Genomic DNA, 14,578 nt, shown 5'->3' with positions numbered 1-14,578 from the left:
TTATCGCTGTTCACATTGTCGTGTATGATGGGCATGTTATCACTGAAAACATGGAGAGCACATGCGTGAGATGAAGATTGCCGTCCGCACCGTGGACTTGCCGCCAGGCGCCAGCATCGCCCCGCTGTATCCCGGCAGCAACCTGGCCGATGCGTACGCCGTCGACTTGCCCACCGCGCAGGCGCGCCAGATGGACATGCAGAGCCTGGCGCGCCAGCTGTTGGGCAGGCAGCCGGGCTGGGCGCGCAAGCTGATGGTGCTGCGCGACGCCATCGTGGCGCGTTTCGGCATCCGGACGGCAAAACAGATGGAAGCGCGGCCCGGCAAGCGCATCGGCATCTTCCGCATCTATGCCGTCAGCGACGACGAGATCATCCTGGGCGAGGATGACAGCCATCTCGATTTCCGCCTGTCCGTGCTGCGCAACCGCGACGCTGGCCGCCATGGCAGCGTCACCGTTTCCAGCGTCGTGCATTGCCATAACCGGGTGGGGCGCGCCTACATCCTGCTGATCCGCCCGTTTCACAAGCTGATCGTGCGGCATTCGCTGGCGCGCGCCGCCAGGGCGGGCTTCGCCTGAGGCGGGGAGGGGGCGGACGGCAAGGGCAATCTTGCTTATTCATGGCCGGTATTGCATACTGCACCACCAGCCTCATCACGATTCCCATGAACGATACGCTTCTCCTGCTGGGTTTTGCCACCACGCCGCTTGAACTGATTTCCTTTGTCCTGGCACTGACAACCGTTGCGCTGAACATCCGCCAGAATCACTGGGCGTGGCTGTTCGCCATCATTTCCTCGGCCGCCTACGGTTTCGTGTTTTTCGAATCGCGCCTGTATGGCGACATGGCCTTGCAACTGCTGTTCATCAGCGTCTCATTCTGGGGCTGGTACCAGTGGCTGCATCCGGCCAGCGGCGGCAAGACCCTGCCCGTCACGCGCCTCGATGGCCGCGGCTGGCTGGCCTGCGCCGCGGGCTGGCTGGTGGGTTTCCTGCTCATCGCCTGGCTGCTGACGACGACGGACACGGACGTGCCCCATGCGGATGGTTTCCTCACTGCAGGTAGCCTGGTGGGGCAATTCCTGTTGTCGCGCAAGAAGCTGGAAAACTGGATCGCCTGGATCATCGTCGACGTGCTGTATGTGTGGCTGTATGTGCACAAGGGCCTGACCCTGACGGCCGTGCTGTACGCCTTCTTCGTGGTGATGGCCGTTATCGGCTTGCTGGCGTGGAAGAAGTCGGCGCCCGCCGCGCCCGGCGCGATGGTCCTCAAGTGACGGGCCGCTGCGTGCGCGTGGCCATCCTGGGCGCGGAATCGTCGGGCAAGTCGACCCTGGCGGCGGCCCTGGCCGAGCGCTACGGCACCGTCTGGGTGCCCGAGTATTTACGTGAGTTCGTCGCCACGCAGGGCAGGGTGCCTGTGGCGGAAGACCAGTATGGGATTGCGCGTACGCAAGTTGAACGCGAAGACGCGGCCGCCGCGCAAGCCCGTCACTTCCTGTTCTGCGACACGACGCCCTTGATGACGCTGGTCTACAGCCGCCATTATTTCAATGGCGCCGATGCGCAACTGGCGGCGCTGGCCGCCGGCCATCAATACCACGCGACCATCGTGACTGCCCCCGACAGCCCCTGGACGCCAGACGGTTTGCAGCGCGAATCGGAAGCCGTGCGCCAGCTGATCTACCGCTATCTGCTCGACGAGCTGGACGCGCGCGGCATCGCCTACCTGCTGGTCAACGGTCCACTCGCGCAGCGCTTGAAGCAGGTTGACGGCTGGATGGCGAGGGCTGCGGCAGTCCTGCAGCGTTAAGGCCTGCCAATATGCTGGTGCAGGAATGCTTCCAGTTTCCGATACATCGCGGTGGCGTTGCGCGTCTTGTAAAAGCCATGCCCCTCGTCTTCCACCATCATCCACTCAGGCGCGTTATTGGCGGCAATCAGCGCCTTGCGCATCAGCTCGGCCTGCACGGGCGGCGTGGTCTCATCCTTGTCGCCATGGATGAGCAACACCGGCACCTTGATCCGCTGCGCTTGCTGGCTCGGTGAAATGGCATCGAGTTCGCGTGTATCCTCGCCCAGATAGTCCTGGAACTCGCGCCGCACATACTTGAGGCGGCGCGTCATGGGGGCGTCCTGCAGCAGCTTCAGTTCATACGCGCCGGCATAGCCAATCGCGCATTTGAAGGCGCCAGGCGCACGGACAGGCAGCATCATGGCCGCATACGCGCCGAAGCTGGCGCCATACGAACAGACGCGGCTGGCATCGACTTCACCCTGCGCCAGTACGGCCGCGAGGCCATCGAGGATGTCATCCTGGATCAGCGTACCCCATTGGCGATAGCCGGCGCGCCGGAACCGCTCGCCGCGACCATCGGAGCCACGGTAATTTACCTGCAGCACCGCATAGCCGCGGCTGGCAAGGAATTGGGCGTCGCTATCGAAATACCAGGTGTCGGCGATGCCGTGCGGGCCGCCATGGGGCATCACCACCAGAGGCAGCTTGACGCCGGGAGCATGCTTCGGCATGGTCACGTAGCCATGCAGGTCCAGTCCGTCACGTGCCTTGAAGGCAATCGGCCGGCGCGGGGCCATCTGTTCCGGATCGATGTCGGCCATGGTCGCATACAGCAGGTCGGCCTTGTTGCTGGCTTTGTGATACAGGTAATAGCTGCCCGGATCGCGGTCGTTGGAAACGGCAAACAGCAAGGTGGCGCCATCGTCCGTGAAATTGATGAACTGGACATGATCGTCCGGAAACGAGGCGCTCAATTGCTGGTGCAGTCTGGCGCTATCGCTGGCAGGATCGACGTACACGGTGCGTGGCCTGCCGATGTCGATGACGACGGCAAATGGCGTGTCGTCGGGCGCCAGCATGGCAGTTCTGACGTCGCCGACGGCATCCTGCGCCAGGACAGTTTGTTTGCCGCTGGCAAGTTCTTGACGTATCAGCGAATACGGGCCGTTATCGTTGTTCTGAAAGGCGAAAAACGCGCTGTCGTCCGGCGTGAACTGGAATGGAATGAAATTCCTGCCTTTTTGCATCGTATGCAGACGCCATTCGCTGCTGGCATCGTCATAGCGATACAAGATGGGAGTGAGCTCGTCGTTCCAGCCATAGGCAAAACGTGGCACCTGATTATTCTGCAAGATGTAACTCAGCCGCGGCGCAGCAATATTGGCGATCAGCTTGCGCACGCCCTGTTTGCTGTCCACGTCATACAGCATCGAGCGGTCGCGATCCCAGTCCTGGGCGGACAGAAAGACATGGCCCGTGCGCGGCCGGGGAATGGTATTGATATAGGCGTAGCCATAATCATCCTGATACTGTCCGCGGCTTGATGAGCGAAACATTTCATAGCCATACAAATATTCCTGCTTGTTGCCGTCGAGGTCAAAGGCGAGGATTTCTCCCGTCGACATGGGCTTTTCGAGGGAGCCTTGTTCCTCGCCCTTGCGCATGACGAGGCGCCGGTTGTTCAGCCAGAAGTAGCTCATCGGCACTTCAAAGATACGCAGGCGCAGCGTGCCGACCAGTTGCATCTCGGGCAGGCTGTAGATCCCGATGGTGGGAACCATGCGTTCACCCTGGGGAACTTGCACCGTCACGGCCAAATGCTTGCCATCTGGCGAAAGCCGCAGCTTACTGACGGCATCGCGCTTGGTGAAGTGTTCGATGGGGATGAGTCGCTCTGCCGACCAGGCAGCGCTGGCCGCCAAAGTCGGGAACAGGACGGCGACGAGTAAGGGCAAGGCGCGTGGCAATGTAGGCATCGGCAAGGGTGGGTAGTTGCAAATAATGATATTTATTGTAGCAATAAAATCAATTCCTATTAGGAAATATTTCCAGCTTCCTCGCCATCCTCGCCGTCGTCCCCGTGCCAGGTCTCTTGCGCCCAGGATCAATCTTTACAGGAATTAAAAATCGAACTGCGCCGACACCTTTAAGGTGCGGCTGGCGCCCGGGTACAGGTAGCCGTCGGACTCCGGCGTCACGTCGCGCCAGTAGAACTTGTCGGCCACGTTGTTGACGGCGGCGCGCAGCACGGCACGCGTGCCGGCGATGCGCGTGGCGTAAGCGGCGCCCAGGTTGAACACGTGGTATGACGGCACGAAGGTCGTGTTGTTGTACTCAAACGCTTTCTTGCCCGCATATTCCCAGCTGCCGTTCACGCTCAAGCCCGCCACCTGTTGCACGGCGTAGTCCGCATGCACTGCCGCCTTGAAGGCGGGCACGTTGGGCACGCGCTTGCCGTCGAGGTCCGCATTGCCCGTGCCTGACTGCTGGCTGTTCAGGGCCGTCACGGAAGCGCCCAGGCTCAGGTTGGACGATGCCTTGCCCTGAGCCGACAATTCCAGGCCGCGGTGCTGGGCCTGGCCTTCGCGCACGAAGTAGCCGGCCGTATTCTGGAATTCCAGGCCCTTGCGGATCTGGAACAGGCTGGCCGCCAGCATGAAGTCCGGCGTCACATCCATCTTGGCGCCCAATTCGATCTGCTTCGAGCGGCTCGGCGACAGTTCTTCGTTGGCATTCATCGCCTTGCGGTCGGCCGTGCCGCCATGTTCCATGCCCTGCGAATAGGCCGCATACACGGACACATTGTCGAGCGGAGTGTAGACGAGCGAGACGTTCGGCAGCAGGAAGTCGTGCTTGGCGCGGATTTCCGTGTCGGCCTTCAGCACGTACTGGTAGCCGTCGACATTGATCTGGCGCAAGCCGCCATGCAGCTTCCAGTTCGGCGCCAGGCTGACGATATCCTGCACGAAGACGGAGTTTTCCGTATCCTTGCGCACCAGGCGCACGGGACCCGTGACGCCGGGCGACGTGCCGACGATCTGCGGCTGGTAGATATTGCTCACGCCCACCCAGTCGTACACGTACAGGCCGGCGCGGTCCTTGCGGCGGAAGGTCGAGACGCCGGCCGTGAAGTCGTGGCGCAGGGAACCGGTGGCGAACTTGCCCTGGATCATGGCTTGCGCGCTCAGCGGCTTTTTCGTCTCGCCCAGGCTGCGGTAGTCGTACACGTCGTAATCGCCATTGCCGCAGAAGCCGGGGTACAGGTCTTGTCCGCTGCAGCCGTACGGGAAGGCCGTGTAGTCGTCGCGCTTGAACGAGTGCTGGTTGGCCGACAGGGTGGCGTGCCAGTCGTCATTGAAGGCGTACTGGAAGCGCAGGCCGATATTGCTGGTGACGGTTTCCACGGGGCGCGTCCACGGCTGCAGGTTGAGCATGGCGTCGGCGCTGATGCCGGTTGGTAAGGTTTTATTGTTCAGCAGCTGGAAGCCGGGCGCCGTGGCCTGCGCCTTGTCCTGGTAGTCGGCATCGAGCTGCAGCAGGGCTTGCGGCGAAATCTGCCAGTCGAAGGCGCCGGAAATGAACTTGCGGTTGCCGTCCGCGCCCTTGATGTAGGAGCGCAGGCGTTCGGCCGCCACGTTGACCCGGTAGCCGAAGCGCGTGTCTTCCAGGCGTCCGCCCAGGTCGACGGCGCCGTACAAGGTGCCCCGTTCGCGCGTTTCCACGGTCACCGTGCGCAGCGGCGCGGCGGTGGGGCGCTTGACGATGAAGTCGATCACGCCGCCCGGCGCGGCCACGCCCGCCTGCAAACCGGCCAGGCCTTTCAGCACTTCGATGCGTTCCTTGTTTTCCAGCGGAATTTGCGTGTCGCCAGGAATGGCCACGCCATCCTTGCGGTAGCTGGAATTGTTGTCGAGCTTGAAGCCGCGGATCGTAAACTGTTCCGCATAACCGACGGCGTTGTAGGCATCGTTGATGCTGGCGTCGAGCTTGACGGCATCGCTGAGATTGCGGATTTGCAAGTCCTGCATGTCTTTTTGCGAAATGACGGTGACGGACGCGGGCGTCTGCAGCAGCGGCGCGTCGGAAAAGCCACCCACGGAGGCGCGCTTGGCGGCCGGCGCCTTGCTGGCCGTGACGACGACTTCGGCCATGCTTTGCGCCTGCGGGTCGGCGGCTTCGGTGGTGTCATTCGCGGCGAAGGCCGGCGCGGCAAACGCGTGCAGGATGGCCAGTGTCAGGACGGAAACAGATAAATTCGGTGTGGACATAGATTGCTCGTGGTTCAAGCCGGCTCTGGGAAAGAGCACGGCAGGCTGCTTGTTCGGCTGGCGCCAACGCAGGAGCTATCAAAGGAGGGAGGTACTTTGCGCTTTCCTTCGCTGGCATTATCCAGATCAGGTACGAAGGGTATCTCTCACCCGGATGACTGCTCCAGGACCCCTAGCGAACTGACAGCTTAGCATGAAGCACGGCCGGCTGTCCCCCTGGCCGACCGTTTTACAACAGTGTGGCGCGAATCTATAAACTGAGTTCCAGCACCTTGCGGCTGACGGCCGGCGTCACTTCGCGCTGTTCGCCCAGCGCCGTCATGCCATGCGCTTCCAGGGCGGACACGACGGCGTCCACGCTGGCATGGTTCAGGCCATAGTCGGCCAGGCGCGTCTTGACGCCCATATGGCGGAAGAAGAATTCCGTGCGCGCGATGGCGGCCTCGATGCGGCCATCCTCGTCGCCGCCATCGAGGCCCCACACACGGGCCGCGTATTGCAGCAGCTTGGCGCGCTTGGCCTGCTTGCGCACGCGCAACATGCTGGGCAGGATGATGGCCAGCGTCTGCGCATGATCGAGCTCGTACAGGGCCGTCAATTCGTGGCCGATGGCGTGCGTGGACCAGTCCTGCGGCACGCCCACGCCGATCAGGCCGTTCAAGGCCAGGGTGGCGCTCCACATCACGTTGGCGCGCACGTCGTAGTCGTCCGGGTGCGACAGGGCTTTCGGGCCTTCCTCGATCAGGGTCAATAAAATGCCTTCGGCGAAGCGGTCCTGCACGGACGCGTTCACGGGATAGGTCAGGTACTGCTCCATCACATGCGCAAACGCATCGACGACGCCATTGCCCACCTGGCGCAACGGCAAGGTGAACGTCTTCGACGGGTCCAGCACGGAGAATTTCGGATACACCTTGCGGCTCATGAACGAGCGCTTTTCCTGCGTGGCCTTGCGCGTGATCACGGCCGAGCCGTTCATTTCGGAACCCGTGGCCGGCAAGGTGAGCACCGTGCCGAAGGGCAGGGCGGCCTCGACGATCTTGCCGCCCTTCGCCAGGATGTCCCACGCTACGCCCTCGTGCAGGGCGGCGGCGGCGATGAACTTGGTGCCGTCGACCACGGAGCCGCCGCCGACGGCCAGCAGGAAATCGATGCGCTCGCTTTTCACCATGGCCACGGCCTGCATCAGGGTTTCATAGCTGGGATTGGGTTCGATGCCGGCAAATTCCAGCACCGTGTGGCCGGCCAGCGCCGCCCTGACTTCATCGTAGACGCCGTTCTGCTTGATGCTGCCGCCGCCGTAGGTCATCAGGACCCGCGCCTGCGGCGGGATCAGGCCGGCGATGGCGGCGATCTGGCCCTGGCCGAAGAGGATTTGCGTCGGATTGTAAAAGTCGAAATTGAACATGGGGCTCCCGCTGCCGAGGTGTAGGCTGTTGCTGAGTCATGATTATGGCCGAACGGGTGAAATCGTGTCGTGGACGCTTGAGCTTTTCGCCCGCGCGGTGGAGAATGCAGCCGATGTCACCACCACGCGAAAAGGAATGCGCATGACCACCGTCCCACTGGAAGAATCCGGCTTGCCGGCCACCGCGCTCGACATGCATCGCGCCATCGGCGCCGCCATCGCTGCGCTGCAGGCGCTGGACTTGAACAGCCAGCGTTTCGAGGCGTGCACCGACCCCGAACTGCGCCGCGTGCTGGCCCACGCGGGCGACACTAGCCGCAAGGAAGCGGCCATGCTGCTCGAATGGATGCGCCGCCGCGACGCGCGCCTGGATACGGCCATGAAGGAGGCGCTGTTCAAGGCGGGCCCGATTGTTGCCCAGTATCACTATGACGAGAAAATATTGTAACTATCGGTTTGTTGTTGTGGCGTACCATGCGCCACATGGCCTTTGCTTCGCGTAGACTGTGCCCCGAACACGATTTTGGGGGAGTCTGCAGAAATGAAATCATTACCATACCGAGAAGGCAGCTGGTTTGCCGTGCCTTTGCCGGGCGGCGGTTATGCCGTCGGCGTGGTGGCGCGTACGGCGCCTGCCGGGCGCATCATGCTGGCGTATATGTTCGGACCACGACGCGATGTCTTGCCGACACTCGATGAACTGGAAGGCTTGCGGCCGGAACAGGCCGTGCGCCGCCTGCGCACGGGCGACATGGCTCTGCTCAACGAGCGCTGGCCCCTGCTGGGCGACAGCCGCCACTGGAACCGCGACGACTGGCCCATGCCGGCGTTTATCCGCCGCAATGAATCCTTGCAGCGCGCCTGGCGCGCCAGCTATGCGGACGCCGATCCGGCCAAGCTGGACCGCGAGGAATCGATCCCCTTCGACACGCCGGGCATGGAAAGCGATTCCCTGTATGGCTACGGGGCGACGGAATTGTTGATGAGCAAATTGCTGGTGCAGGAGCAGGCGTCGGCCTGATGGCAGTCGGGCGGCGTTGGCGTTGGATGACGCACGGCGATGCCGTGCTAATCCAACCTAAATAAATCACACCGCCGGCAAACTGATCTGAAACGCCAGTAGGTGCCGGAGCCTGCATCGGGCGGCGTAGGTCGGATTAGCGAGGCCTTGCCTCGCGTAATCCGACCACATTGTTGGCCAAGGCCGCTGGTGGTGTCGGCTTACGCGCTTTGCGCTAAGCCGACCTACACCGACCAGCGCCGCTTATACCGCCGGCAAGCTGATCTGAAACGCCAGGCCGCCGCCTTCGCGGTTGCGCACCTGTAATTCGGCGCCGTGGCGCAGCAGCACGCGGTCGACGATGGCCAGGCCCAGGCCTGCGCCGTTGGCCTGCCCGCGCGCCGTGTCGAGGCGGGTGAACGGCTTCATCAGCTGCTCGATCTTTTCCGCCGGCACGCCCGTGCCGTGGTCCTGTACTTCGATGATGACCTTTTTCGCGCCGTGGCTGGTGCGCACGTGGCAGGCGATGTCGATTTCCGTCACGTCGCTGCCCGGCGTCTTGCCATAGCGGCGCGCATTCTCAATCAGGTTGTTCAGCACGCGGCGCAAGTCGGTGGGGTTGCCCATCGCATGCGCGCCGTCGGCGATGCTGGCGTTGAGCTTCACATCCGGCAGGCGCATCGCTTCGCGCGTCATGTCGTGGAGCAAACCGCTCAGGTCGACATCGGTAAAGCTCGACGCTTCCGTCGGCTTGGCGTAGTCGAGGAACTGGCCGATGATGGCGTCCATCTGCCCGATATCGGACTGGATGCCTTCGCGCGCCTCGTCCGACAGGTTGGCCATTTCCACTTCCAGCTGCATGCGCGCCAGCGGCGTGCGCAAGTCGTGCGAAATGCCGGCCAAAATCACGGCGCGGTCCGATTCCACCTGTTTGAGATCATCGACCATCTGGTTGAAGCTGCGGTTCGCCTCGATGATTTCGATCGGGCCCTTTTCCGGCAGCGGCGCCGGCTGCTTGCCCTTGGCGATGTCGCGCGCGGCCGCCGTCAGACGCGACAGCGGCAGATTGATCAGGCTGGATATGATGGCCGCGCCCAGCAGCGACAGCAGGGACACCAGGCTGGCCCAGCCCAGCCACTGGAAGCCCGTCAGGCCGCGCAGGCGCTCGCGGTCCAGCATCAGCCAGTATTCGTCGTCGTCGATCTTGAAGCTGACCCAGAAGCCCGCCACGCCGTTGACGCGCGCGGAAAAGCGCGTGTCCTTGCCCAGCTTGGCCTTTACCAGCGCCTCGATCTCGGGCATCAGGTAATTGTCTGGCGGCGGCTCGATGCGGTCGTCCTCTTCCAGCGAGAAGATGCGGATGCCTTCGTTGCTGACGAGGTCGAACAGCAGTTCGCGGCGCAGCTCGGGCGCCGAGTGCGTCAGGGCCGCATGCGTGATGGTGACGACGGAAATGATCTGGGCGGAAATCTGCTGCGCCTGCGGTTCGCGCTGGATGACGGAAATCATGCCGATCCAGGTGATCATGCTGACCGTGGTCAAAGTGCCGAGCAGCAAAAAGGTACGCCAGAACAGGCCGCTTTTCAGCCGTGCCAGGCTGATATCGGGAACAAGCTTCATCATGCCTCGCCAGCGATCAGCGCGGCTGTCCGTCCGGGATGAAGACGTAGCCAAGGCCCCACACGGTCTGGATGAACAGGGGGCTCGACGGATCGGGTTCGATCAGTTTACGCAGGCGCGAAATCTGCACGTCCAGGCTGCGGTCGAACACTTCGTATTCGCGTCCGCGCGCCAGTTCCATCAGTTTTTCGCGCGACAGCGGCTGGCGCGCATGGCGGGCAAACACTTTCAATACGGAAAATTCGCCCGTGGTCAGCGGCACCGTTTCGCCATTCTTTTTCAAGGTGCGCGTGCCCAGGTCCAGCACGAAGTCGCCGAATTCGAAGGTTTGCGGCGTTTCCGACGGTGCGCCCGGGATTTCATCGGGACCCTTGCGGCGCAGCACGGCGCCGATGCGGGCCACCAGTTCGCGCGGGTTGAACGGCTTCGGCAGGTAATCGTCGGCACCCATTTCCAGGCCCACGATGCGGTCCACGTCCTCGCCCTTGGCCGTCAGCATGATGATCGGCGTCTGGTCGCCCGCGCCGCGCAGGCGGCGGCAGATCGACAGGCCGTCTTCGCCGGGCAGCATCAGGTCGAGCACCAGCAGGTCGTAGCGTTCGCGCAGCCACAGCTTGTTCATGGCCGTCGCGCTCTCTGCCGTGAAGACATTGAAACCCTGTTCGGTCAGGTAGCGCCGCAGCAGGTCGCGCAGGCGCACATCGTCATCGACCACCATGATCTTTGCCTGGTGGCCGTGGATCGATTGCGTTGTTGTATTGCTGCCGGTAGTGGAGGTTGTGGTCATTTAGGGTGTCGTGTTATCTTATATTAGTTGCTATAGTAACGCCTCGCGCGGCGTCGGCAAGGGGCTGTGGCGACCCATTACAAAGTGTTACAAACTTTACCCAATTACTCTTACTGCACCGTGTAAAGCATCATACACTGGGGCCACAGTGGAAATCAGCTTTAAGTTTATACGGCATCGCGGAAGAGGAACTCAATGAATATCTTTACTAAAAAAATTCACGCCGCTCCCAGCGCAGCTATCGCCGCACGTACGACTGTGTTGTCCGCATTTGCCGTTTGTTCCGTGTTGGCCGCCAGCCTGGCGCTGGCGCAAAACCAGCCGCCGCCACGCCGTGACGACCAGCAGCAAATGCAGGCCCAGCGGTACGAACAGGTACAGCGCAGCAATAGCAATGATACGCGACTGCGCGAACAGCGTGACGCACGCAGTTTCGACACGCGCGCCGAAGAGCAGCGCCGTGCCAACGAAGGCGCCGACGCTTCGCGCCGCACGGGCCGCATGACGCCCGACGAGCGCCGCGACCTGCGCCGCCAGATCAACGAAGTGGGCCAGGACATCTATTCGAATCCGCCGCGCCGCTAGGCATCGCACACCTCATCCGACAGGGCCATCTCGCAAGACATGGCCCTGTCTGCATTTGGCCCTCAACATTGTTGCCCAGCCAGGCACAGCGCCACGCCCCGTGATATTGTTATAGTGCAATAAGACAATTCTCTGAATCTGTTGCTGGGGGAGGCAAGTGGTGAGCGACGACGACACGCCCGTTCCTGATGCGGCGCCCGCAGGCAGCCTGCCGCATGGCCTCGTCCAGCGCGGCGAGGGCGTGTGTCTCGACCTGTCGCTGGCGCCCGCGCAGCTGCGCGCCGCCGTCGACCAGCTGTTCCAGTCGGGGCAACTGCTGGCCGGACTCGATTACGGTTTGTTCCTGCTGACCCTGTTCCATGCCCCCACGCCCCGCGCCGCGCCCAAGGGCGACGCCTTGCTGCGCATCGCCGCCCGCGTGGCGCCATTCCCGCCCCAGCGCCGCGCGCTGTATAAACAGGTCAAGATCCGCGGCGACAGCGCCGAGTTTTACTTTGAAGCATTGCTTCCTGACGCGGATGGCCAGGTGCCGGCGCGCCGCGAATTCGACGAGCTGGTGGCCGACCTGTGGGGCAAGGGCGTACGCTACGGCATCGATAGCGCGGCCGTGCGCGCCATGCTCGGCAGCGGCAAGGCCGAGCGCATCACGGTGGCGCGGGCGCTGGCGCCGCAGCCGGGGCGCGACGCCCAGCTGGTCGAGGTATCGCAAGGCATCCACCGCGACGATGCGCCGCGCGAACGTCCCGATGGCCGGCTCGACCTGCTCAGCTTCAAGAACCGCTTTCCGCAAGTGAAAAAACATGCGCGCCTGCTGCGTTTGCTGCCATCGTTCCCCGGCTTGCCCGGCTACGACCTGGCCGGCACGGCGCTGCCGCCGCCCGCGCCGCTGGAACTGGACCTGGCGGCGGTGGCCGGCGTGGGCACGGCGGTCGAGCGCTTCAGCGATGGCGAGTTCGTCGTGGCCACGCAGGATGGCTACGTGAATGTCGATGAGCACGGCAAGATTTCCATCGAAAACAAGATCGTCAGCCGCGAAGGCGTCAGCAGCCGCACCACGGGCAACCTCAAGCTGCGCGCCGCCTACGAGGAATATGGCGAAGTGCAGGAGCAGCGCCAGCTCGACGGCAGCGACATCACCATCCATGGCGATGTGTACGGCCATCTGCACTCGCATGGCGGACTGATATGGCTACAGCGCAACTTGGTGGGCGGCACGGCGTTCAACGAACATGGCGACGTGCGCGTCGAGGGCGTCGCTTCCGGTTCCGTGCTGCAGGCGCTCAGCGGCGAAGTGCACGTGAAGCGCGCGGAAAGCTGCGTCATCGCCGGCACGCGCGTGGTGATCGACAGCGCCAGCAATTGCGAAATTATCGCCGACGAGGTCGTCATCGAACTGGCCGAAGGCTGCGCCGTGGCGGCGCGCACCATCCGCATCGGCAGCGCCGGCCCGCGCAAGCAGGTGGAGATGCTGCTGTTCCCGCTGGTGCCCGACTTGAGCGCCCTGGAGCAAAAGATGGCGGAAAGCCTGGCGAAGGCCGCGCAACACCAGCAGATGCGGCATAAGCGCCAGCAGGAAATCGACGCCATCGCGCAATTGCCCGAGGTGCGCAACTATCTGACCCTGGCAGGCCAGCTGCGGCGCGGCGAATTGCAGCTGCAGCCGGCGCAACAGCTGCAATACGACAAGCTGGCCACGCGCATCGCCCCCGTCCTGAAAGAGGTGGCGCGGCTGCGCGTGGAAGTCAAACAGTCGGAAATCCTGCACGCGCAGATGCTGGCCCTGGTGGAACAATTGCGCCAGGAGCGGCAGGCGACGGCTGGCCAGTCGCGCTGCACCCTGGGCCTGGTCGATGGCGAGACGACGGTACGCGCCCTGGTCGTGCCGCCCGGGCCGGCCAAGGTCTACGACCGGCCGCCGAAGGAGATCAAGGCCTTGCTGCGCAGCGCCACGCCGGCCACGCAGCCCGTGTTTGCGGACAGCACGGGCAGCCTGGACTGGACGTATGCGCCGCCGCCCTAGCGTTTAATCCGTGACCTTGCCGCGCGACTGCTTGAGGACGCTGTGCGTGCTCTTGCTGTCGAGGCGGCGCCGCTGCGAGCTGCGCGTGGGCTTGGTGGCGCGGCGCACGGCGGGCAGGAAGGTCACGCTGTCGATGATTTCCTGCAAGCGTCGCAAGGCTTCTTCCTTGTTCTGCTCCTGGCTGCGCGACTGCTGCGCCTTGAGGACCAGCACGCCATCCTTGCTGATGCGGCTGTCGCGCAGGGCCAGCAGCCGTTCCTTGTACGCTTCCGGCAGCGACGAGGCGGCGATGGGAAAGCGCAAATGGATGGCGCTGGACACCTTGTTGACGTTTTGCCCGCCCGGGCCCTGGGCGCGGATGGCGGAAAATTCAACTTCAGCGGGATTGACGAGGTGTTGCATGGCCTGCCTGTGGAGAAACGATGTGGGTATTGTAAGGGAAGTTGGCTGCGCCGGCGCAAGGCCGGGACGGCCAGCCGATGATGCCTTCCTGGAAAGTTGATGTTTCTCAACGCCGCCTGTGGCGATGCTGGTTAGCATGGGGCCAACGTTGCGCCACTGCGCATCCTGGCAGCGCTTACCGGATGAAAGGAACACCATGCAGCCGACGACCACGCCTGGCGCCGCAACCGCGCAATGCCTGACGCAGTACTTGAGCTTTCGGCTGGGCGGCCTGGAATACGGCCTCGACTACCGCTGCGTGCGGGAATTGCGTCCGCTCAAGGAGCTCGACCGCTTTTCCTCGGAAGGGGAAGTGCTGCACAGCGTGGCCGTCTCGCGCGGCGTGATCATCCCCATCGTCGACATGCGCGCCGCGTTCGGCAGCGCCCACGGCGCGCCCGACCCGGCCACCGACGTGATCATCCTGCAGCTGAGCAATGGCGTGATGGGGATGGTGGTCGACGGCGTCACCGACATCGTCAGCCTGGCGCCCGGCGACATCGCCGCCGTGCCCGGCCTGGGCGAGGCGGAGGCCGACTATCTGCTGGGCCTGGGCACGGTGGCGGGCCGCCGCCTGATTCTCGTCGACATCGACCGCCTGATGGCCATCCGCAGCCCCAGTCCCATGCAGGTAGCCTGAAAAAAAAGAC

14 protein-coding genes and 1 riboswitch are annotated in these 14,578 nt (G+C 63.4%); of the genes, 8 read left to right on the top strand and 6 right to left on the bottom strand.

Annotated elements, in window-relative coordinates; translation table 11 throughout:
* The first annotated feature begins 61 nt into the window (after positions 1-61).
* The 3 genes from AC07VH_RS09455 to AC07VH_RS09445 all read left to right on the top strand — a co-directional run bounded on the left by AC07VH_RS09455 (position 62) and on the right by AC07VH_RS09445 (position 1,814).
* On the top strand, positions 62-580 hold the full coding sequence (locus AC07VH_RS09455) for a DUF2867 domain-containing protein (protein ID WP_494787304.1): 519 nt from the start codon (positions 62-64) through the stop codon (positions 578-580).
* An 86-nt stretch (positions 581-666) separates the two neighbouring features.
* Entirely contained in the window at positions 667-1,278 is a 612-nt protein-coding gene (gene pnuC, locus AC07VH_RS09450) for a nicotinamide riboside transporter PnuC (RefSeq protein ID WP_489630357.1), read from the top strand.
* Positions 1,230-1,814 carry an AAA family ATPase gene (locus AC07VH_RS09445; protein WP_494787303.1) on the top strand — a complete coding sequence of 195 codons (585 nt, stop codon included), beginning with the start codon at positions 1,230-1,232 and terminating at the stop codon, positions 1,812-1,814. Before pnuC ends, AC07VH_RS09445 begins: the two co-directional genes overlap by 49 nt.
* Here AC07VH_RS09445 and AC07VH_RS09440 read toward each other — a convergent pair.
* The 3 genes from AC07VH_RS09440 to AC07VH_RS09430 all read right to left on the bottom strand — a co-directional run bounded on the left by AC07VH_RS09440 (position 1,811) and on the right by AC07VH_RS09430 (position 7,475).
* Entirely contained in the window at positions 1,811-3,907 is a 2,097-nt protein-coding gene (locus tag AC07VH_RS09440; protein WP_494787302.1) for an alpha/beta hydrolase family protein, read from the bottom strand. The two genes, AC07VH_RS09445 and AC07VH_RS09440, sit on opposite strands and share 4 nt — an antisense overlap.
* 12 nt (positions 3,908-3,919) lie before the next feature.
* A complete protein-coding gene (locus AC07VH_RS09435; RefSeq protein WP_494787301.1) occupies positions 3,920-6,067 on the bottom strand; it encodes a TonB-dependent siderophore receptor in 2,148 nt (715 codons plus the stop codon).
* Positions 6,068-6,153: 86 nt separating this feature from the next.
* Positions 6,154-6,251: riboswitch (TPP riboswitch) on the bottom strand.
* Between the two features lie 66 nt (positions 6,252-6,317).
* A complete protein-coding gene (locus AC07VH_RS09430) occupies positions 6,318-7,475 on the bottom strand; it encodes an iron-containing alcohol dehydrogenase (protein WP_070288711.1) in 1,158 nt (385 codons plus the stop codon).
* Between the two features lie 142 nt (positions 7,476-7,617).
* On the opposite strand from AC07VH_RS09430, the gene AC07VH_RS09425 reads away from it, so the two are divergent.
* Positions 7,618-7,923, top strand: coding sequence for a ferritin family protein (locus AC07VH_RS09425; protein ID WP_070288812.1), 306 nt, complete (start codon positions 7,618-7,620; stop codon positions 7,921-7,923).
* Between the two features lie 93 nt (positions 7,924-8,016).
* Positions 8,017-8,496 carry an Imm26 family immunity protein gene (locus tag AC07VH_RS09420; RefSeq protein ID WP_489630361.1) on the top strand — a complete coding sequence of 160 codons (480 nt, stop codon included), beginning with the start codon at positions 8,017-8,019 and terminating at the stop codon, positions 8,494-8,496.
* Between the two features lie 243 nt (positions 8,497-8,739).
* Here the strand turns inward: AC07VH_RS09420 and AC07VH_RS09415 are convergent, their stop codons facing one another.
* Entirely contained in the window at positions 8,740-10,098 is a 1,359-nt protein-coding gene (locus tag AC07VH_RS09415) for a sensor histidine kinase family protein (RefSeq protein WP_494787300.1), read from the bottom strand.
* A gap of 13 nt (positions 10,099-10,111) precedes the next feature.
* Positions 10,112-10,813, bottom strand: coding sequence for an osmolarity response regulator transcription factor OmpR (ompR, locus tag AC07VH_RS09410; RefSeq protein ID WP_223278807.1), 702 nt, complete (start codon positions 10,811-10,813; stop codon positions 10,112-10,114).
* Positions 10,814-11,077: 264 nt separating this feature from the next.
* Here ompR and AC07VH_RS09405 point away from each other — a divergent pair, with 264 nt between their 5' ends.
* Positions 11,078-11,467 carry a hypothetical protein gene (locus AC07VH_RS09405; protein WP_475415241.1) on the top strand — a complete coding sequence of 130 codons (390 nt, stop codon included), beginning with the start codon at positions 11,078-11,080 and terminating at the stop codon, positions 11,465-11,467.
* 160 nt (positions 11,468-11,627) lie between these two features.
* The gene (locus tag AC07VH_RS09400; protein WP_494787299.1) at positions 11,628-13,487 is read left to right on the top strand and encodes a flagellar assembly protein A; all 1,860 of its coding nucleotides are present in this window, start codon (positions 11,628-11,630) and stop codon (positions 13,485-13,487) included.
* 3 nt (positions 13,488-13,490) lie between these two features.
* On the opposite strand, the gene arfB is transcribed toward AC07VH_RS09400, so the two are convergent.
* Positions 13,491-13,889: an alternative ribosome rescue aminoacyl-tRNA hydrolase ArfB gene (arfB, locus tag AC07VH_RS09395; protein WP_034749850.1), complete on the bottom strand. Its 399-nt coding sequence runs from the start codon at positions 13,887-13,889 to the stop codon at positions 13,491-13,493.
* 196 nt (positions 13,890-14,085) lie between these two features.
* Between arfB and AC07VH_RS09390 the strand changes: the two genes are divergently transcribed.
* Positions 14,086-14,568 carry a chemotaxis protein CheW gene (locus AC07VH_RS09390; protein WP_475415243.1) on the top strand — a complete coding sequence of 161 codons (483 nt, stop codon included), beginning with the start codon at positions 14,086-14,088 and terminating at the stop codon, positions 14,566-14,568.
* Positions 14,569-14,578: the final 10 nt, after the last annotated feature.

The organism is Janthinobacterium sp. GW821-FHT03C10 (genome assembly GCF_059420865.1).
This window is presented reverse-complemented; position numbering and strand designations above follow the sequence as displayed.

Coding starts and splice junctions, on each gene's coding strand:
- AC07VH_RS09455 (WP_494787304.1), top strand. CDS start 62: ATGCGTGAGATGAAGATTGCCGTCCGCACCGTGGACTTGCCGCCAGGC.
- pnuC (WP_489630357.1), top strand. CDS start 667: ATGAACGATACGCTTCTCCTGCTGGGTTTTGCCACCACGCCGCTTGAA.
- AC07VH_RS09430 (WP_070288711.1), bottom strand. CDS start 7,475: ATGTTCAATTTCGACTTTTACAATCCGACGCAAATCCTCTTCGGCCAG.
- AC07VH_RS09405 (WP_475415241.1), top strand. CDS start 11,078: ATGAATATCTTTACTAAAAAAATTCACGCCGCTCCCAGCGCAGCTATC.
- AC07VH_RS09390 (WP_475415243.1), top strand. CDS start 14,086: ATGCAGCCGACGACCACGCCTGGCGCCGCAACCGCGCAATGCCTGACG.
- AC07VH_RS09425 (WP_070288812.1), top strand. CDS start 7,618: ATGACCACCGTCCCACTGGAAGAATCCGGCTTGCCGGCCACCGCGCTC.
- AC07VH_RS09420 (WP_489630361.1), top strand. CDS start 8,017: ATGAAATCATTACCATACCGAGAAGGCAGCTGGTTTGCCGTGCCTTTG.
- AC07VH_RS09415 (WP_494787300.1), bottom strand. CDS start 10,098: ATGATGAAGCTTGTTCCCGATATCAGCCTGGCACGGCTGAAAAGCGGC.
- arfB (WP_034749850.1), bottom strand. CDS start 13,889: ATGCAACACCTCGTCAATCCCGCTGAAGTTGAATTTTCCGCCATCCGC.
- AC07VH_RS09435 (WP_494787301.1), bottom strand. CDS start 6,067: ATGTCCACACCGAATTTATCTGTTTCCGTCCTGACACTGGCCATCCTG.
- ompR (WP_223278807.1), bottom strand. CDS start 10,813: ATGGTGGTCGATGACGATGTGCGCCTGCGCGACCTGCTGCGGCGCTAC.